We start from the raw sequence: 18,034 nt of genomic DNA, 5'->3' as shown, positions 1-18,034 counted from the left end.
GCTGCGGCCAGCGCGCCAACAAGCGCGAAACTACGCAAGCGAGCTACGTGTTACTACGTCATGCGCCGCAGCAAATTTCCGTGGAAATCGTAAAATCCCCGAAGTTTCCGCGTTTCCGCCTCGATACCACTCCGGTTGATGCGTCGCAGCAAATCCGCTCCGACCTGATACAAATCCTTATGAAGCTGCGTCTCAAAATCTTGCTGCTTGCGGCGGTTCCGTTGCTGGTGGCCGTCGCCGCCATCACGGTCGCCGTCTACGTGCAGGGACTGCAGTTGGCGCAGCGCGAAAAACAGGTGGTCGAAACCGCCTGGCTGGCCAGCAAGGAAGGCGAGCTGCGCCACTACGTGAACCTTGCCTACAGCGCCATCGCGCCGCTGCAGGCCGCGGGCGACGACGAGACCACGCGCCAGCGCGCCCTGGACCTGCTGGCGCAGATGGAGTTCGGCCACGACGGGTACTTTTTCGTCTACGACCTGCACGGCAAGAACCTGATGCATCCGCGCCAGCCCGAACTGGTCGGGCAAGACCTCTGGAACCTGCGCGACACCAAGGGCCAGCCCGTCATCCAGAACCTGCTGACGGCGGCGCGGCGGGGCGGGCAGCAGGGCGAGGTGGTGCACTATCTCTGGGAAAAGCCGTCCAGCAACCAGACCGTGGAAAAGCTGGGGTACGTGGTGGTGCTGGAGCGCTGGGGCTGGATGCTGGGTACCGGCATCTATCTGGACGACGTGCAAGAGGCGCTGGTGCGCATCGACGCCGCGGCGCAGGCCAATATCCGCAACATGTTCGCGTGGGTGGCGGGCATTGCCGCCGTCTCCATCCTGGGCGTGGCGGCCTGTGGTCTGGCCCTCAATATCAGCGACCATCGCCAGTCCGACGCCAAGCTGCGCCTGATGGCCCGCCAGATCGTGCGCTCTCAGGAAGACGAGCGCGCCCGCCTGTCGCGCGAGCTGCACGACGGCATCAGCCAGGTGCTGGTGTCGGTCAAACTATCGCTGGAGGCCGCCCGCGAGCGGCTGCGCCAGTCGCACACGGACGATTCGCACGTGCTTGCGCACATCGACACGCCGCTGGGTGGCGCGCTGGACCGGCTGAACATGGCGGTCGGCGAGGTCCGGCGCATCTCGCACAATCTGCGCCCCACCCTGCTGGATGACCTGGGCCTGCCCGCCGCGCTGGAGCATCTGGGCCGGGAATTCGCCATCCGCCGCGAGGACGGCGCGCCGCCGTTGGCCGTGGACCTGCGCACGGTCGGGCAGCCGGTGAAGCTGCCCGACGCCTATGCGACCGCGCTGTTCCGCGTCACGCAAGAGGCGCTGACCAACGTCATGCGCCACGCCCGCGCCACGCGCGCCGACCTGACGCTGGCGTATTCGGCGCGCGACCTGCGCCTGACCATCAGCGACGACGGCTGCGGTTTTGACGACGCCGAAGTCCAGCAGGACCCGCATCGCGGCATCGGCCTGCGCAACATGCGCGAACGCATGAGCGCGCTGTCCGGCACCCTGACCTTTCATTCCACCGCGCAAGGCACGACCTTGCAGGCCTGGCTTCCCCTGCCGCCCGCCGGCGCCCCCCTTCCGACGCCTTCTCAAGCATGACCGACAAACCCGATGCCGTCCGCCTCCTGCTGATCGACGACCATCCCCTGGTGCGCGACGGCCTGCGCCTGCGCCTGGAAACCGTGCCGCAGTTGCGGGTGGTGGGCGAAGCGGGCAACGCCGCCGCCGCCCAGGCTTTCCTGGCCGCCTGCATGGCCGAGGATCCCCACGGCAGCACCCTGCCCCATCTGGTGCTGATGGACCTGAACATGCCCGGTGTCGGCGGCCTGGAACTGACGGCGCTGCTGCACGAGCGCTATCCGCAGATCGCCGTATTGGTGCTGTCCATGCACGACAACCCCGAATACATGGTGCAGGCGGTCAAGGCCGGGGCCCGCGGCTACCTGCTGAAGGATGAGCCCGCGCAGGAAATCATTACCGCCATCGACGCCGTCATGGCCGGCCGCAGCTACTTCAGCGCCGCGGCGGCCGTACGGCTGTCGCAGGCCAGCGCCCTGGCCACGCTGCTGACGCACCGCGAACGCGACGTGCTGCGCCACATCGCCGACGGCCATGCCAACAAGCAGATCGCGCAGACGCTGGGATTGTCGGTGCGCACGGTCGAGACGCACCGCCTGAACATCAAACGCAAGCTGGGCATCGACGGACAGGCCGAACTCATCAAGTACGCGGTCGAAAACCGGGGGGTTTGAACGCGGGAAATACCCCCACACGCCGCGGGTAAGCCCGCGGCCCCCCCGCCCCGCTGAGGTAGACTTGCGACACCTACGCATTACGCCAAGCATTACGCTAGGCATTACCCCACGCATCACCCTTTGCATCACCGCGCGCCAGAGGGCGCGCCGCCAGGAGTCCCCATGTCATTGGAAAAGCACTACACCGCCATTCTCGAAGCACTAGGGGAAGATCCGTCCCGCGAAGGGCTGGCCGACACGCCCGCCCGCGCCGCCAAGGCCATGCGCCACCTGTGCCGCGGCTACGACCAGAACCTGGACGAAATCGTCAACGGCGCGCTGTTCACGTCGGACACGCGCGAGATCGTCCTGGTCAAGAACATCGAGCTGTACTCGCTGTGCGAGCACCACATGCTGCCCTTCATCGGCAAGGCGCACGTCGCCTATCTGCCGGCCGGCAAGGTGCTGGGTCTGTCCAAGGTGGCCCGCATCGTTGAAATGTACGCGCGCCGCCTGCAGATCCAGGAAAACCTCAGCCGCCAGGTGGCTGAAGCCGTGCAAAGCGTCACCGGCGCGGCTGGCGTCGCGGTCGTGATCGAGGCGCAGCACATGTGCATGATGATGCGCGGCGTCGAAAAGCAGAATTCCTCCATGGTCACGTCGGTGATGCTGGGCGAATTCCACGAAAACCCGTCCACGCGTGCGGAGTTTCTCAGCCTGATTCGCTGAACGGCGATCTAATCCTTTTGACCCATATCGCGGGCCCGCCCGCTGCGACGACCATGCCCGTTCGGGCATCGGCGCCGCAGCCGGCGGGCCCGGTTGCTTTTGGCACCTACTGAACCGGACATCTGGCTCTAGCGTTCTGGTCCCATCCGGGCAAACTGGCACCAGCAAGCCGGTCGCGCCGGGGCGCGGCCGTTCTCTCCCGGAGATCTCCATGAACGCGATATACCGCCTGATTCGCCGCTGCACCCTGGCCGGCCTGGCCGCCGCGCTACTGGCTGCGCCCGCCTACGCGCAGACCAAACTTGTGGTGGGCTACCAGCTCATCGTCGGGCCGTTCCTGTCCGCGATCGCGGATGGCAGTTTCGACAAGGCCTTGAAAGAAGCCGGCTACCAGGTCGACTGGCGCCAGTTCACCTCGGGCGGCGACATCTCCACCGCGCTGGCCTCGGGCAACGTGCCGGTGGGCGTGCTGGGGTCGACCGGCATCACCTCCGCGGCCACGCGTGGCGTGGACATGCAGCTCTTCTGGATCCTGGACAACATCGGCAAATCCGAAGCGCTGGTGGCGCGCAACGGTTCCGGCATCAACAGCACCGCCGACCTGAAGGGCAAGCGCGTCGCCACGCCGTTCGTGTCGACGTCGCACTTTCATTTGCTGGTCGGGCTTGAGCAGGTCTGGAAGGTGCCGCCCCGCGACGTGCGCATCCTGAACATGCAGCCGCCGCAAATCGTGGCCGCCTGGCAGCGCGGCGACATCGACGCGGCCTACGTCTGGCCGCCCGCCCTGACCGAGATCGCCAAGACCGGCAAGATCATCGCCGACTCCGAACAGATCGGCGCGGCCAGCGTGCCGACCTTCGACGGCATCGTGGTCGACAAGGCCTGGGCGCAGAAGAACCCGAAGTTCATGGCCGCCTTCACGGGCGTCCTGGCCAAATCCTACGCGGACTATCGCGCCAACAGCGCCAAGTGGACGGCGGATTCGCCGCAGGTCAAGGGCATCGTGAAACTCATCGGCGGCAAGCCGGAAGACATCGTCGAGGCGCTGGGCCTTCTGGTCTTCCCGACCGTGGAAGAACAGGCCTCCAAGACCTGGCTGGGCGGCGGCAAGGAGTCGGGCGCCGCGCGCGCCTTCGCGGCCAGCGCCAAGTTCCTGAAGGACCAGAAGCAGATCGACAAGACGCTGGACGACTACAGCCCGTTCGTCACGGACCAGTACGCGAAGGCGGCCATCAAGTAATCCGTCCGGCCCGGCGCCACCCCGGCGCCGGCCGCAGCGTCATGGCGGGGCCCGCAACCGCAGGCCTCGCCACCACGATCAGGGGGAACAGCATGACCATGCAGTCCACACCCGCCGCGCAGCGCCTGTGCGCGGAAGGCGTCAGCGTCACCTATCCCGGCCTGCACGACAGCGGCCCCGTCATCGCGCTGCACGACGTCAACCTGACCATCCAGCCCGGCGAATTCGTCGTCGCGCTGGGCGCGTCGGGCTGCGGCAAGACTACGTTGCTCAGCCTGCTGGCCGGCTTTCTGTCGCCGACCGAAGGCGAGATCACGCTGGGCGGAAACCCCATCGTCGGGCCGGGCGCCGACCGCGGCGTGGTGTTCCAGAAGCACGCCCTGCTGCCCTGGCTGAACGTGCTGGAGAACACCGAATTCGGCCTGAAGCTGCAAGGCGTGGACAAGGAGACCCGCCGCGCGCGCGCCCGCCGCAATCTGGAACTGGTGGGCCTGCAGGATTTCCACCGGCACATGATCTATCAGTTGTCTGGCGGCATGCAGCAGCGAGTGGGCATTGCGCGCGCGCTGACCTGCGACCCCGCCATGCTGCTGATGGACGAACCCATGGCCGCGCTGGACGCGCTGACCCGGGAAACCATCCAGGAGCTGCTGCTGGACATCTGGCGGCAGACCAACAAGATGTTTTTCTTCATCACCCACAGCGTGGAAGAAGCGCTCTTCCTGGGATCGCGGCTGATCGTCATGTCGCCGCGCCCGGGCCGGATCACGCATACGTTCGAGCCGGCCTTCAACCGGCGCTACCTGGAGACCCGCGATGGCCGTGGCATCAAATCCAGTCCCGACTTCATCGCCATGCGAGAAGAAGTCCTCGGCATCATCTACGGGGACGAGCGCGCCGCCTCCCCGCACGCCCTCCATGCCTAAGCGCCGCATCGGCCACACGCCTGCGGCGCCGGGCAAGGTGTATGGCGCGCCGGGCGCGGGCTACAGCGGCCACATCAGCCTGCTGACCAGCCTGGCGCTGATCGCGCTGTGGTTCCTGGTGACCAGCGCCGGCTGGGTGCGGCCGCTGTTCCTGCCGTCGCCGATTGCCGTCTACGACAAGTTCGTCTTTGCCATGACCGAAGGGGTGGCCAACTCCACGCTGACCGAGCACGCGCTCGCCAGCCTGGGCCGCGTGTTCGGCGCGTTCTTCCTGGCGTGCGTCACGGCGATTCCGGTCGGCATCCTGATGGGCGTGAACCGTTACGCGCGCGGCGTCTTCGATCCGCCGATCGAGTTCTACCGCCCGCTGCCGCCGCTGGCTTATCTGCCGCTCATCATCATTTGGTTCGGCATCGGCGAGTTCCCGAAGATCCTGCTGATCTACCTGGCCATCTTCGCGCCCATGGCGATCGCCGCGCGCGCGGGCGTGCGCTCGGTGTCCATCGAGCAGATCCACGCCGCCTACGCGATGGGCGGCACCAGCCGCCAGATCGTCTGGCACGTGATCCTGAAGGCGGCCATGCCCGAAATATTCACGGGCATGCGCATCGGCATCGGCGTCGGCTGGACGACGCTGGTCGCGGCCGAGATGGTGGCCGCCGACCGGGGCCTGGGCTTCATGGTGCTGAACGCCGCACAGTTCCTGGCCAGCGACACGGTCATCATGGGCATCATCGTGATCGGACTTTTTGCGTTCGCCTTCGACCTGCTGGTGCGTTATCTGGAACGTTTCGCCATCCCGTGGAAGGGACGAATCTGACAGGGCAATCCCCCATTCCTTCCCCCATCCGGCTCCTTTATTCTGAGACTCGGACACCCCGGGCGCGGCAGTGCGGCGCGCGGGGTGTCCGCAGTCAAAAGGAGCCAGCCATGTCCAGCCAGGCCTCGATGCTCAAGCCTGTGTTGTGGGAACGCCTGTTCGAAAAGGCCAGCGCGCCCAATCTCAGCCTGCAGGGGCGCGTGCGCCAGATGCTGGTGTCGGCCATCCTGAGCGGCCACCTGCCGCCCGGCATGCCGGTGCCGTCCAGCCGTTACCTGGCTGACCAGCTTCGCATCGCGCGCAACACCGTGGTGTTCGCTTACCAGCAACTCGTGTGCGAAGGCTATCTGGTGTCGCGCGAACGCAGCGGCCACTTCGTCAGCGACACCGTCATGGAAGGCCACTCGGGGCCCGCGACTGACGCCACACCGGCGGATGTGCCCGAAGCGGGCGGTGTGCGCTGGGACGAACGCCTGCGCTTTCGCCCCTCGCGGCAACGCAACATCACCAAGCCGCGCGACTGGCAGAAGCAGCCCTATCCCTTCGTCTACGGCCAGTTCGACCAGGACCTCTTTCCCACCGCCGAATGGCGCGAATGCTGTATCAAGGCGCTGTCGGTGCTGGACATCCGCAGCTGGGCGCCGGACCTCATCACGCATGACGACCCGGCGCTCATCGAACAAATCCGCACGCAGGTGCTGCCGCGCCGCGGCGTATGGGCGGACGCCGAGGAAATCGTCATCACGGTGGGCGCGCAGCACGCGCTTTATCTGCTGGCCGACCTGCTGGTGAACGAGGACACCGTGGTCGGCATGGAAGACCCCGGCTACCCGGACGCCCGCAACATCTTCGCCAGCCACACGCGCCATCTGCTGCCGCTGCCCGTGGACGAACAGGGCCTGCGCACGGGCACGCAACTGCTGGGATGCGACTACCTTTTCGTGACGCCGGGCCATCAGTGCCCCACCACCGTCACGCTGTCCATGGAGCGCCGCGCTGCGCTCCTCGCCTTGGCGCGGCAGGCCGACAGCCTCATCATCGAAGACGATTTCGAAAGCGAAAGCCGCTGGGGCGAAGGCGCGATCCCCGCGCTGAAAAGCCTGGACCGGGACGGGCGCGTGATCTATGTGGGCAGCCTGGCCAAGTCCTTTGCGCCAGGTCTGCGCATCGGCTACATCGTCGCGCCGCGCGAGTTGGCCGCCGAACTGCGCGCGCTGCGCCGCCTGATGCTGCGCCACCCGTCCGCATACATCCAGCGCGCGTTCTCGCTCTTCATCTCGCTGGGCCACCACCATTCGCTGCTACGCCGCCAGTCGCAGGCCTACCAGAAGCGCGGCGCCGAACTGGCGCAGGCGCTGGCGCGGCATCTGCCAGACTTCACGGCCATTCCGATCACCGGTTCGTCATCGTGCTGGCTGCAAGGGCCGCCGTGGCTCAATGCGGTCGCGCTGTCCGAGGCGGCGCTAGCCGAAGGTGTGGTGGTCGAACCGGGAGACGTGTTCTTCATGGACGGCGCCAACGCGCCCCGGAACTTCCTGCGCGTCGGGTTTACGTCGATCCGGCCGGAGCATATCGAACCGGGTATTGCGCGGCTGGCGAAGGTGGTCGACGCGCAGCGGCGCGTGGCGCAGGATCTCGTGCTTGACGGTGTATGACACCCGCTGCATTTTGACGGTGTCTGACACCCTGGTGAGAACATCTTCATCCTGCGAGGCCATCTCAGAGGGTGTCAGACACCTGCATCAGCGTAGGGACTGACGCCCCCGCACTGCTACAGCAACTCGTCCCGTAAGTAGTACCAGCGGTACAGCAATCCCTGGCCAATGCGGCGAAACGGCGCGAAGAGATGCCCGGGCAGAGGCGTGTCGTAGATCGGCAGGTTCCACGCAATGCCGTCCTTGCCCATCATGCGTTGCGCCAGCCGCCTGCCCGCGTGGGCCGAGAAGGCCACGCCGTTGCCGCCGTAGCCGAAGGCGTAATACACCTGTTGCGCGGGATCCGGTTGCGTCACGCGCGGCATCATGTCGTGGCTGACGTCTACCCAGCCCCACCACGAATACGCCACATCCACACCGCGCAGGGCGGGGAACTTGCGTGCCAGGCCTTCGCGCAGCAGCGCAAGGTGGCGCGGGTTTTCGGCGTCTGCGCCGCGTAGCGCGCTGCGGCTGCCGATCTGCATGCGGCCATCCGGTAGCAGGCGGTAGTAGAACCGCAGCGTGCGCGTGTCGGTGATGAACACCGTACTCTTTAACCCTGCCGCCTCGAGCTCGTCCGGCGACAGCACCCGCGTGACCATCGAATTGGACAGCACCGGCATGATGCGGTTGTCCAGCAGCCGATTGACGCCCTGCGCGGTGTAGCCGCCGGTGGCGAACGCCACGCGCCGGGCACGCACCGTGCCGCCGGGGGTTTGCAGCCGGTACATGCCGTTTTCCACCTGCCAGCCCAGCACGGGGCTGGACGGATGGATGCGCACGCCCAGCGCCCGCGCCTGCCGCAGATAACCGTAGGCGAGCTTGAGCGGATGCACGCCGACACCGTCGGGCTCGTGCATGGCGCCCACGGCCTCGCGATCATCCACATACCGTTCGCGCAATTCAGCGCGGCTGAGCATCTTCGTGTCGTAGCCAAAGACATCGCGCATCACGCGCGCTTCGTTCTGCAGAAAGGCCATCTTCTTCTGGCGATGCGCCGTGTACAGATGGCCGCCGGGCTGCGCGTCGCAATCCACCTGCGCGACCAGGCTCTTCCAATACTCGAAGCCTTCGCGGATCTCGGCGTCCAGGCGCTTGGCCGTGTCCAATCCCCAGCGTTCGATCCACTGCGAGCGGTACAGGCGTCCCGACGCATTCTGGCCCTGGCCGCCATTGCGGCTGGTGCAGCCCCATACGGCGCGATTGGCCTCCAGCACCACAGCCTTCACGCCGAAATCGCGCGCCAGCGCCAATGCCGCCGACAGGCCCGTGAAGCCCGAGCCAACGATCACCACGTCGGCGTCGACGTCGCCGCTGATCGGCCCATCGTCTTCGGGCGGCGTACCGGCCGTCGCCACCCAGTAGGTGGGCGCGTAGTCCTGGCCCTGGCCGGGCGGCGAGACCAGCGGATCGTAAGCCGGGTTGTAGGCGTTGATGGCGGCGCCGGACGCGGGCGCCGGACGGGAGATTCCGGCCGACATTTGCGTATCCATGATGGTGGCTAGGCCCGTGCCGGCAAGGCCGGACGCTGCTTGCGGAAGGCGTTCTTCACCTGGATCTTGCCGCCCTTGAAGGTGAACACGTCGACCATGTCGGCCTCGACCCGCGAGCCGTCCGCGGCCGTGCCGCGAAACGTGGATTCGGAGACGCCGCGATCGCCGGCCACCCAGTGCCGGCCGTTTTCCCATTGCGCGTCCGGGAAGTTCTTCCAGGCCGCGGCAAAGGCCGCGCGTACCGCCTCCGGACCGGAATGACGGCTGCCGTACTGCTCCGGCCCGCCGACGGTCTCGAACACGCAGTCTTCGCTCATGAATGACATCAAGGCGTCGATGTCGTGCCGGTTCCAGGCGGCCGCAAACTCGGCCAGCATTTCCACGGTGACGGTCTGTTGCATTGCCTACTCTCCTTCGCTGGCGCGGCGCGAGATGCGCCACGCTGAACCTTCAAGGTACGTGCGCGGCATGCGCGCGGGTAGGACCAGACGCGGGGAATCGCTTGCACCAGAACTAGCGCAGCGGCACGGCGCGGGCCGCGTCCGGTGCGAAGTCGACATCGACATCGTGCAGCGCCGCCAGGTCCAGATGCGCCGTGATCGCCGGCATGTCGGTGACGCCGCGCATACCGATCACGACCAGCGATGGTTCGCGTTGATCAGCCGGCGCACGCGCCAGCGTGTCAAAGCGCACGCGCCGCCCCGCGAATTGCACCAGCACCCAACCGTGGCGGCTGGTGCGGACCCAACCTTTGGCGCGCAGCACGTCGCGGGGCAACCGCTTCAGGCGCTCCGCGAGCGTGTCGGCATCCAACAGCGTCGGCGCGCGCCATAGCCAGCTTTGGAAGGGATGGGCGGGATCGGAGGGGTCGACATGCTGCGGCATGTGTCCGCCCACGCGAACGCCGCCGAGATCGTCGCCGTGGGCACTGACAACGCGGCCGCCATGACCGTGGCCACAGACAGAACCATCGCCGTGCCTGTCGCCATGGCCGCAACCATGCCCCACCTCATGCCCACTCGCCGTCCCTTCATCCCCGCCGATCAACACCCCCAAATCCACCCGCCCCTCACTCGCCCGCACCACGGGCGCGCCGCCGCTCGCCTCGCGCAGCCAATCCTCCACTACCGCCAATGCATCCGGCGCCACCAGATCAATCTTGTTCAATACCAGCAGATCCGCCGCGCGAAGCTGCCGCTGCACGGTATCGGCCAACAGCGGATCCGCCGCCCCCTCGCGGATGGCGCCGGCATCGGCCAGCACCACCACCCCTTCCAGCTGCAACAAGGGATCGGCCATCCCGACCTGGGCGATACGGCCAGGATCGGACACGCCGCTCGCCTCGATGACAATCCATTCCGGCAAAGGATCCAGCGCCAGCACCCGCGCCAGCGCGTCATCCATTCCGCCCGCCATCGAACAGCAGACGCAACCGTTCGCCAGCCGGATCACGTTGTCGGCGCGATCCGCGATAAGACCCGCGTCGATGTCGACAGGCCCGAAGTCGTTGACCAGCACCGCCGCGCGGCGCGGGCTGGCGGTCAGCACGTGGTTCAGCAAGGTGGTCTTGCCCGCGCCCAGAAAGCCGCCCACCACCGTCAGCGGAATGCGCGCCACGTCATGCCTCCTGCAACGGCAGCGGACGCCCGCCGATGACCGTGCCCAGCACCTTCAGGTCCTTCAAGGATTCCGGCGCGGCCTCGGACGGATCGTCCGCCAGCACGCAGAAGTCCGCGTACTTGCCGACCTCGATAGAGCCCACCAGATGGTCCATGTGCAGCGTGTACGCGGCGCCCAGCGTGATCGCGTGCAACGCGGCGTCGACGCCGATGCGCTCGGACTCGCCCAGCACGCGGCCCGAGGCCGTCTGCCGGTTCACGGCGCACCACGCCGTGAACAGCGGTCCGAGCGGCGTGATGGGCGCGTCGGAATGGATGGCGAACGGCACGCCGGCGCGCGCCGCCGACGCGCAGGCGTCCATGCGGTTGGCGCGGTCCGGCCCCATCGTCAGCGCATAGTGCGCGTCGCCCCAGTAGTAGATGTGATTGGCAAAGAGGTTCACGCACATGCCCAGGCTCGCCATCCGGCGGAACTGCGCCGCGTCGGCCATCTGGCAATGCTGCAATGTGTGGCGATGGTCGCGCCGCGGCGTGCGCTGCAACGCGCGGTCCACGGCTTCAATCGCAAGCTGCGTGGCCTCGTCGCCGTTGGTATGGATGTGAAGCTGCGCGCCGGCGTCGTGATAGGTCTGCACCATCGCGTCCAATTCGGACGGCGCGATGACCCAGATGCCGTTGGGCGCGCCGTTGAAGTAACCCGGCCAGCGCACGCGCGCCGTGAAGCCCTGGATGGATCCATCCACCACCAGCTTCACCATGCCCAGATGCAGCTTGTCGTGATTCAGCCGCCGCGCCGCCGCCAGCTTTTCCAGGCAGCCCGCCGCGTTGCCCGCGTAGGTCAGCGCCGAGGCCGCGGGCACGATGCGCACCGGGTAATCCGCCTCGCCCGTCACACGCGCCAGCGTCGCCAGACCTTCATCATTCAACTCGTTGACCAGGTCCGTCGCGGTGGTCACGCCCGCCCACTGCGCCACCTTGCCGAACATCCGCAGGCCATCTTCAGTCAGGCCGACCGTGCGGAACGGGCTGCCGATCAGCCGCATGACCGGGAACATGGCCGCAAACTCGCACAGCTCGCCGCTGGGGTTGCCATCCGCCAAGCGGGTCACGCCCTCGATATCGGTGTCTCGGTCGATGCCCGCACGCGCCAGCATGGGCGAGTTGACGTTCATGAGGTGCATGCTGGCGTGCATGACCACGATGGGCCGTTGCGCCGACACTTCGTCCAGATCATGGATGCTCATGCGTTCGCCGCCGAAGAAGATGGGATCGAAGCCCCAGCCGATCAGCGTCTCGCCTTGCGCCAGCGCGCCCTCCGCGTCGCGCAGCCGCGCCGCCACTTCCGCAAAGCTTTTCAGGCCGGACCAGAGTTTGCCATCCGGTCCGCGCCGGTCATAAAAGCCCACGTAGACGAACTTCCACATGCCGCCCTCGGGCAGATGGCAATGGCCTTCGACCAGGCCCGGCATCAGCACGCTATCGGCGAAACGGTCGTCGACCTGCGCCGGCCCCCAGCCGGCCAGATCCTCCCGGCTGCCCACGCCAAGAATGCGGCCATCGCGCACGGCAACGTGCGTGGCGCGCGGCTGCGCGGGGTTCATGGTCAGGATGGATCGGGCGACATAAAGCGTCGTCTGGCCGGAAGGCTGGGTCATCGGGGATTCCTTGTCAGTCGGTGAATTCGGTACGCGCGGATCAGCCCTGCAACGGCGACACCGTCACGCCATCGCGCGTCTCGACAAAATGGCAGGCCACGTGATGCGCCGGCGCCACCTCGCGCAATTCGGGCTCACGGGTGGAACACAGCGTCTGCGCGGCCGGACATCGCCCCGCGAAGCGGCAGCCGGGCGGCGGGTTGACCGGGCTGGGCGGATCGCCGGTCAGCTTGACCCGGCGCGCCGCCGTTTCGCGGCCGCCCTTGACCGTCGGCACGGCAGACATCAGCGCCACGCTGTACGGATGCAACGGCCGCGAGAAGAACGCGCGCCGCGACGCCCGCTCGATGATCTTGCCCAGGTACATCACGGCGATGTCGTCGCACACGTGCTCCACCACCGCCATGTCGTGCGAGATGAAAAGAAACGACTGCCCCTGTTCGCGCTGGATGCGCCGCAGCAGGTTCAGGATCTGCGCCCGAATGGCGATGTCCAGCGCCGACACGGGTTCATCGCAGACGATCAGGTCCGGCGCGCTGGCCAGCGCCCGCGCAATGTTCAGCCGCTGGCGCTGCCCGCCGGAGAACTGATGCGGAAACAGTTGCCGCTGTTCGGGCCGCAGCCCCACCAGCTCGAACATCAGCGCCACGCGCGCCTCGCGGCCGCCGGGCGGATCGATGCCCATCAGGTCCAGCGGCGTGCGCACGATTTCCTCGGCGCGTTGTCGCGGATTGAGCGACGAATACGGATCCTGGAAGACCAGTTGCAGGCGCCGCCGCATCCGGCGCAGCGCCGCGCCGCGCATGGCGGTCAGATCGCTGCCGTCGAAATGGATGCTGCCGCCGGTGGGGTCCGCCAGCCGCAGCACCGACAGCGCCGTGGTGGTCTTGCCCGAGCCTGACTCGCCCACGATGGCCAGGGTGCGGCCGCGCTCAAGCTCGAACGACACGCCGTCCACCGCCCGCACCACCACCGGCTTGCCATCGCGCCCGCGCCCGCCCACCGGAAAATGCACCGACAGGTCGCGCACCGACAACAGGGATGACGAATGCGCCTGGGTCATTGCGATGCCTCCGGGTAAAGCCAACAGGACACGCCCTGCCCGCCGTCCAGCACGGTCATGGGCGGAAACTCGCGGCTGCAGCGCGCCATGGCGCGGTTGCAGCGGTCAACGAACGGGCAGCCGACGCCACGCTCCCACACGGACGGCACCACGCCCGGAATCTCCGGCAGGTCGGGCCGCTCGTCATCCGGTTCGCGGTCCAGTTCGGGCAAGCAGGCGATCAGGCCCTGCGTGTACGGATGGCGCGGCTGCGCCAGGATCTGGCCGACGCTGCCCTGCTCCACCACCCGCCCGCCGTACATCACCACCACGCGGTCCGCCATCTCGGACACCGCGCCCATGTCGTGCGTGATCAGCAGCACGGCCGTGCCCCGGCGCGCCTGCTGCTCGCGCAACAGGTCGAAGATCTGCGCCTGCACCGTCACGTCCAGCGCCGTCGTGGGCTCGTCCGCAATGAGCACGTCCGGGTCGCAGGCCAGCGCAATCGCGATCATCACCCGCTGCCGCATGCCGCCAGACAGTTGATGCGGATAATCGTCCACGCGGCGCTCCGGCAGCGGAATGCCCACGGACTTGAGCATCTCGATGGCCCGCTCGCGCGCCTCGCGCTTGGACAGCCCCTGATGCAGCCGCAGCGGCTCGCCGATCTGGTCGCCCACCGTGTAGACCGGGTTGAGCGCCGTCATCGGCTCCTGGAAGATCATCGAAATGTTATTGCCGCGCACCCGGCGCATCGCCTCGTCGTCGTGCATGGCAAGGTCGGCGCCGCGCAGGCGCACATGACCGGCGCCCACGCGCGCCAGCGGCGGAATCAGCCGCATGATGGCCAGCGCCGTCATGCTCTTGCCGCAGCCCGATTCGCCCACCAGGCACAGCGTTTCGCCGGGACGCAGGTCGAAGCTCACGTCGCTCAGCACTTCGGCCTCGCGGCCACGCGTGCGGAACGCCAGGCTCAAGCCGTCCACTTCCAGCACGGGGGCCATGTCGGCGGCGTTCATGCCCGGCCCCGCGATGTCGGATTCAGGGCGTCGTTCAGCCCGTCGCCAATCAGGCTGACGGCCAGCACCGTCAGGAAGATGGCCGCGCCCGGCAGCGTCACCGCCCACCACGCGGTCAGGATGTAGGGGCGATTGCTGCCGATCATCAAGCCCCAGCTCATCACATTGGGATCGCCCAGGCCCAGAAACGACAGCCCCGCCTCGAACAGGATGGCCGTGCCGATGGCCAGCGTGGCCGATACGATCAGCGGCGCCAGCGCGTTCGGCAGGATGACGCGCCAGATGATGCGCGCGTCCCCGGCGCCGATCACGCGTTCGGCCAGCACATACTCGCGCCGCTTGAGCCGCAGAAACTCCCCCCGGGCCAGGCGCGCCGTGCCCGTCCAACTCACCACGCCGATGGCGACCGCGATGGTCGCGAGCGACGGGCTGAACAGCGTCACCAGCACCATCGCAAAGAGCAACGTGGGCAGCACCTGAAAAAACTCGGTGATGCGCATCAGGGTTTCGTCGACCCAGCCGCCGTAATAGCCCGCCAGCGCGCCAACCGTGATGCCGATGGCCATGGACAGGACCGCCGCCACCACGCCCACCAGCAACGTCGCGCGGCCGCCGTAGATCATGCCGGTCAGCACGTCGCGGCCCAGGTAGTCGGATCCCAGCAGCAGCTCGCCGCCGGGCGGCTCCATGGGGGCCGCGGCAATCTCGAACGGGTCGGCCTGCATCAGCATTGGCCCGAAGATCGTGATCGCCAGAATCGTCGCGAGCAGCAGCACGCCGGCCAGCGCGCTGGGGTTGCGCGCGAACACGCGCAGCGCCTCATAGGTGGGCCGGGGCGGCGGCTTGGGCCGGGCGTCTGCGCCAGCCGCGCCGGGTAATGCAATCGGTGCGGGTCTCATGATGTCTTGATCCGAGGATCGATCAGGCGATACGCCAGATCGGTGAGCTGGTTCATCACCACGACCAGCAACGAGGCAAAGAGCAGGATCCCGAGCAAGGTCGGATAATCGCGCCGAAGCACGGAGTCGAACGCCAGACGCCCCAATCCGGGCCAGTTGAAGACCGTCTCCACCAGAATCGCCCCGGCCAGCACGTTGCCGAACTGCAGGCCCAGCATGGTCACCACTGGCAGCACACCGTTGCGCAGTGCGTGCTTGTACAGCACGGTGTTCTCCGGCAGCCCCTTGGCCCGCGCGGTGCGGATGTAGTCGGCCTGCAAGGCGTCCATGACGCTGGCCCGCGCCAGCCGGCTGTACTGCGCCAGGTACACGAACGCCAGCGTGAACGCCGGCAGCACCAGATGGTGCAGCACGTCCAGCGCTCCCGCCCAGCCGTCCTGCGGACCGCCCGCCGACCGCATGTCCGACACCGGAAAGATCGGCCACACCGAAGCAAACAGGATGATGAGGATGATGCCGGTCCAGAACACCGGCGCCGAATAGCCCACGACCGACAGCAGCGTGATGCCTTGCGACAGCAGTCCGTTGGGCTTCTTGGCGGCCAGCGTGCCCAGCAGCGTGCCGACCAGGAACGCGACGGTCACCGACGTCACCACCAGCAGCAGCGTGGCGGGTACACGATCCCAGATCAGCTGAGCGACCGGCACGTTGAAAAAGTACGAGTAGCCCAGGTCGCCGCGCACGACCTGCCCCAGATAGATGCCGAGCTGCGTGAGGAACGGTTTGTCCAGCCCGTACTGCACGCGAAGCTGGGCCCGCAGGTCTTCACTGATGCCGCCCATGGACCCCGCGATGGTTTCCACGGGATCGCCCGGCGAGATATGAATCAGCAGGAAATTCAGCGTCACCACGGCCAGCAGCAGGATCGCGGCGTAGAGCAGGCGGCGCGAGAGGTATCGCAGCATGACGGCTCCCGCTACTGCACGGAGGTTTCATCCAGCGGCGACAACAGGCCCCAAATGCCGGACGGCAGACCCTGCACCTTCTTGGACGACAGCGTGTGATACGGAATGACGGTCAGGAAGTCGATGGGGACATCCTCCGTCACCAGCCGCTGAAACTCCGCATACAAGGCGCGGCGCTTGTCCGCGTCGGTCTCGGTGCCCGCCTGTTCCAGCAGCGCATCGACCTTCGGATTCTTGTAGGACTGCGTGTTGGTCCAGATGATGTCGCGGATGTTGGACGACATATACGTGCGGTGCACGCCGATGACCGGATCGCCCCAGTTGAAGACGATGTCGGTGGTCATGTCGAAGTCCTTGCCGGCGATGCGCTTGGCCCAGGTCGGAAAGTCGGGCGACGCGCGCACCTGCACGTTGATGCCTACCTTCTTCAACTGGCTGCGCAGGTATTCCGCCACGTTCTTGCCCTGCACGTCGCTGCCCGGCATGTAATCCACCGTCAGCGTCATGCGCTCGCCCTTGCCGTCCTTCTTGAAGCCGGCCTCGTCCAGCAGCTTTTCAGCCTGCTTCAGATCCAGCGGGTACTTCTTCACGTCGTCGCTGGCGAAGGGGCTGGTGCCCACGATGGGACCATGCGCCGGCGCGGCAAAGCCCGCGTTCAGCGCCTTGGTGATGAAACCCTTGTCGGTCGCGTAGGCGATGGCCTGACGCACCCGCACGTCGTCCAGCGGCTTGCGCGTCGTATTGAACGCCAGCCAGCTCAGCGCGCCGATACCTTCATAACCCTTGTTGGTCATGACGATGGACGGATTGTCCTTGGCGCGGCGCAGGATCGTCGGCTCGGTCATGAACGGCAGCGCCCCGATGTCGCCGCGCTCCAGTCCGATCAGCAGATTGGTCGCATCGGGATTGATCTTGACCACCACGCGGTCCAGCAGCGGCTTGCCCTTGATGAAGAATTTGTCGAAGCGCTCCAGCACGATCTCCTGGCCCGGCTTGAACTCCTTGAAGATGAACGGCCCGGAGCCGACCACGTTCGCGGAGTTGCGCGGATGCGTCTTCAAGTCCTGCCCGTCGCCGTAGATGTGCTTGGGCAGCACGGGCATCAGCGCCGGCGACAGCGCCAGCAGAATGGCCGGATGCGGCTTGCTCATGCGCAGCACGGCGGTGCGGGCGTCGGGCGTTTCGACGCTTTCGACGGGTGCAAACATGGTCTGAAACGGATGATTCTGCTTGACCGCCATGATCGAGAACGCCACGTCCTCGGACGTCACGGGCTTGCCGTCATGAAAGATCGCGTCGCCGCGCAGATGCAGCGTCAGCGACTTGCCGTCCGGCGCCAGTTCCCACGACTCGGCCAGATAAGGCTGCGGATTCCAGTCCGCGTCGTAGCGCAGCGGACTGGCAAAGAGCTGCGCACTGGGCAGCGCGGTGGCGGTGCCCGATTGCACCGCGCCGTTCAGATGCCGCGGCACCTGCGTGGAGCCGATGACGAGCGTGCCGCCGGCCTTGGGCGCATCCGCCGCGACGGCGCCCCCCGCCATTGCAAACACCGACAGAATCGTGGCCAGGCCTAGTCTTGCGCTGCGCATGTGCTACCCCTTTGATGTTGTCGCGTGAACCATTCAAGGATGGCTTGCGGTCTAGCGTAGTCATCCCTCGGATGCGCGCTTAGTACCAAACCGCTGGACTTGGTG

At 67.0% G+C, this 18,034-nt stretch carries 16 protein-coding genes; 7 read left to right on the top strand and 9 right to left on the bottom strand.

From position 1 onward, the window contains the following. Positions 1-179 precede the first annotated feature (179 nt). The 7 genes from CLM73_RS11915 (at position 180) to CLM73_RS11885 (ending at position 7,609) form a co-directional block, all read left to right on the top strand. Positions 180-1,604 (top strand): cache domain-containing protein, encoded by a 1,425-nt coding sequence (locus tag CLM73_RS11915; RefSeq protein ID WP_105238609.1) that lies wholly within the window; start codon positions 180-182, stop codon positions 1,602-1,604. Next, positions 1,601-2,257 carry a response regulator gene (locus tag CLM73_RS11910; RefSeq protein WP_105238608.1) on the top strand — a complete coding sequence of 219 codons (657 nt, stop codon included), beginning with the start codon at positions 1,601-1,603 and terminating at the stop codon, positions 2,255-2,257. Before CLM73_RS11915 ends, CLM73_RS11910 begins: the two co-directional genes overlap by 4 nt. Positions 2,258-2,422: 165 nt before the next feature. Continuing rightward, the gene (gene folE, locus CLM73_RS11905) at positions 2,423-2,968 is read left to right on the top strand and encodes a GTP cyclohydrolase I FolE (protein ID WP_105238607.1); all 546 of its coding nucleotides are present in this window, start codon (positions 2,423-2,425) and stop codon (positions 2,966-2,968) included. Positions 2,969-3,179: 211 nt separating this feature from the next. Beyond that, complete coding sequence (gene tauA / locus CLM73_RS11900) at positions 3,180-4,208, top strand: taurine ABC transporter substrate-binding protein (RefSeq protein WP_105238606.1); 1,029 nt, start codon at positions 3,180-3,182, stop codon at positions 4,206-4,208. A gap of 92 nt (positions 4,209-4,300) precedes the next feature. Further along, on the top strand, positions 4,301-5,134 hold the full coding sequence (locus CLM73_RS11895) for a taurine ABC transporter ATP-binding protein (protein ID WP_105238605.1): 834 nt from the start codon (positions 4,301-4,303) through the stop codon (positions 5,132-5,134). Beyond that, positions 5,127-5,954 carry an ABC transporter permease subunit gene (locus CLM73_RS11890; protein WP_105238604.1) on the top strand — a complete coding sequence of 276 codons (828 nt, stop codon included), beginning with the start codon at positions 5,127-5,129 and terminating at the stop codon, positions 5,952-5,954. Before CLM73_RS11895 ends, CLM73_RS11890 begins: the two co-directional genes overlap by 8 nt. 110 nt (positions 5,955-6,064) lie before the next feature. Next, positions 6,065-7,609, top strand: a complete 1,545-nt coding sequence (locus tag CLM73_RS11885) for a PLP-dependent aminotransferase family protein (protein ID WP_105238603.1) — start codon at positions 6,065-6,067, stop codon at positions 7,607-7,609. A 116-nt stretch (positions 7,610-7,725) separates the two neighbouring features. On the opposite strand, the gene CLM73_RS11880 is transcribed toward CLM73_RS11885, so the two are convergent. The 9 genes from CLM73_RS11880 to CLM73_RS11840 form a co-directional block, all read right to left on the bottom strand. After that, complete coding sequence (locus tag CLM73_RS11880; protein WP_234015857.1) at positions 7,726-9,129, bottom strand: NAD(P)/FAD-dependent oxidoreductase; 1,404 nt, start codon at positions 9,127-9,129, stop codon at positions 7,726-7,728. A gap of 20 nt (positions 9,130-9,149) precedes the next feature. Beyond that, entirely contained in the window at positions 9,150-9,542 is a 393-nt protein-coding gene (locus CLM73_RS11875; RefSeq protein ID WP_105238601.1) for a nuclear transport factor 2 family protein, read from the bottom strand. A gap of 112 nt (positions 9,543-9,654) precedes the next feature. After that, positions 9,655-10,758, bottom strand: a complete 1,104-nt coding sequence (locus tag CLM73_RS11870; RefSeq protein WP_105238600.1) for a CobW family GTP-binding protein — start codon at positions 10,756-10,758, stop codon at positions 9,655-9,657. A 1-nt stretch (position 10,759) separates the two neighbouring features. Beyond that, the gene (locus CLM73_RS11865; protein WP_105238599.1) at positions 10,760-12,415 is read right to left on the bottom strand and encodes an amidohydrolase; all 1,656 of its coding nucleotides are present in this window, start codon (positions 12,413-12,415) and stop codon (positions 10,760-10,762) included. Between the two features lie 40 nt (positions 12,416-12,455). Continuing rightward, the gene (locus CLM73_RS11860) at positions 12,456-13,478 is read right to left on the bottom strand and encodes an ABC transporter ATP-binding protein (RefSeq protein WP_105238598.1); all 1,023 of its coding nucleotides are present in this window, start codon (positions 13,476-13,478) and stop codon (positions 12,456-12,458) included. Beyond that, on the bottom strand, positions 13,475-14,476 hold the full coding sequence (locus CLM73_RS11855) for an ABC transporter ATP-binding protein (protein ID WP_105238597.1): 1,002 nt from the start codon (positions 14,474-14,476) through the stop codon (positions 13,475-13,477). Before CLM73_RS11855 ends, CLM73_RS11860 begins: the two co-directional genes overlap by 4 nt. Then, positions 14,473-15,375 carry an ABC transporter permease gene (locus CLM73_RS11850; protein WP_056570426.1) on the bottom strand — a complete coding sequence of 301 codons (903 nt, stop codon included), beginning with the start codon at positions 15,373-15,375 and terminating at the stop codon, positions 14,473-14,475. The genes CLM73_RS11855 and CLM73_RS11850 overlap by 4 nt, the downstream gene beginning before the upstream one ends. Then, positions 15,372-16,340: an ABC transporter permease gene (locus tag CLM73_RS11845; protein ID WP_105238596.1), complete on the bottom strand. Its 969-nt coding sequence runs from the start codon at positions 16,338-16,340 to the stop codon at positions 15,372-15,374. The genes CLM73_RS11850 and CLM73_RS11845 overlap by 4 nt, the downstream gene beginning before the upstream one ends. Positions 16,341-16,351: 11 nt before the next feature. Then, complete coding sequence (locus CLM73_RS11840; RefSeq protein WP_105238595.1) at positions 16,352-17,929, bottom strand: ABC transporter substrate-binding protein; 1,578 nt, start codon at positions 17,927-17,929, stop codon at positions 16,352-16,354. Positions 17,930-18,034: the final 105 nt, after the last annotated feature.

The organism is Achromobacter spanius (assembly GCF_002966795.1).
In the GTDB taxonomy this organism is placed as follows: Bacteria; Pseudomonadota; Gammaproteobacteria; order Burkholderiales; family Burkholderiaceae_B; genus Achromobacter; species Achromobacter spanius_D.
The sequence above is the reverse complement of the archived record's forward strand: the minus strand, read 5'-3'. Positions and strand labels throughout refer to the sequence as shown.

Bases quoted from the DNA above. Each gene is read 5' to 3' on its own strand.
- CLM73_RS11895 (WP_105238605.1), top strand. From the start codon at position 4,301: ATGACCATGCAGTCCACACCCGCCGCGCAGCGCCTGTGCGCGGAAGGC.
- CLM73_RS11910 (WP_105238608.1), top strand. From the start codon at position 1,601: ATGACCGACAAACCCGATGCCGTCCGCCTCCTGCTGATCGACGACCAT.
- folE (WP_105238607.1), top strand. From the start codon at position 2,423: ATGTCATTGGAAAAGCACTACACCGCCATTCTCGAAGCACTAGGGGAA.
- CLM73_RS11875 (WP_105238601.1), bottom strand. From the start codon at position 9,542: ATGCAACAGACCGTCACCGTGGAAATGCTGGCCGAGTTTGCGGCCGCC.
- CLM73_RS11880 (WP_234015857.1), bottom strand. From the start codon at position 9,129: ATGTCGGCCGGAATCTCCCGTCCGGCGCCCGCGTCCGGCGCCGCCATC.
- tauA (WP_105238606.1), top strand. From the start codon at position 3,180: ATGAACGCGATATACCGCCTGATTCGCCGCTGCACCCTGGCCGGCCTG.
- CLM73_RS11865 (WP_105238599.1), bottom strand. From the start codon at position 12,415: ATGACCCAGCCTTCCGGCCAGACGACGCTTTATGTCGCCCGATCCATC.
- CLM73_RS11850 (WP_056570426.1), bottom strand. From the start codon at position 15,375: ATGAGACCCGCACCGATTGCATTACCCGGCGCGGCTGGCGCAGACGCC.
- CLM73_RS11890 (WP_105238604.1), top strand. From the start codon at position 5,127: ATGCCTAAGCGCCGCATCGGCCACACGCCTGCGGCGCCGGGCAAGGTG.
- CLM73_RS11915 (WP_105238609.1), top strand. From the start codon at position 180: ATGAAGCTGCGTCTCAAAATCTTGCTGCTTGCGGCGGTTCCGTTGCTG.
- CLM73_RS11885 (WP_105238603.1), top strand. From the start codon at position 6,065: ATGTCCAGCCAGGCCTCGATGCTCAAGCCTGTGTTGTGGGAACGCCTG.
- CLM73_RS11845 (WP_105238596.1), bottom strand. From the start codon at position 16,340: ATGCTGCGATACCTCTCGCGCCGCCTGCTCTACGCCGCGATCCTGCTG.
- CLM73_RS11855 (WP_105238597.1), bottom strand. From the start codon at position 14,476: ATGAACGCCGCCGACATGGCCCCCGTGCTGGAAGTGGACGGCTTGAGC.
- CLM73_RS11840 (WP_105238595.1), bottom strand. From the start codon at position 17,929: ATGCGCAGCGCAAGACTAGGCCTGGCCACGATTCTGTCGGTGTTTGCA.
- CLM73_RS11860 (WP_105238598.1), bottom strand. From the start codon at position 13,478: ATGACCCAGGCGCATTCGTCATCCCTGTTGTCGGTGCGCGACCTGTCG.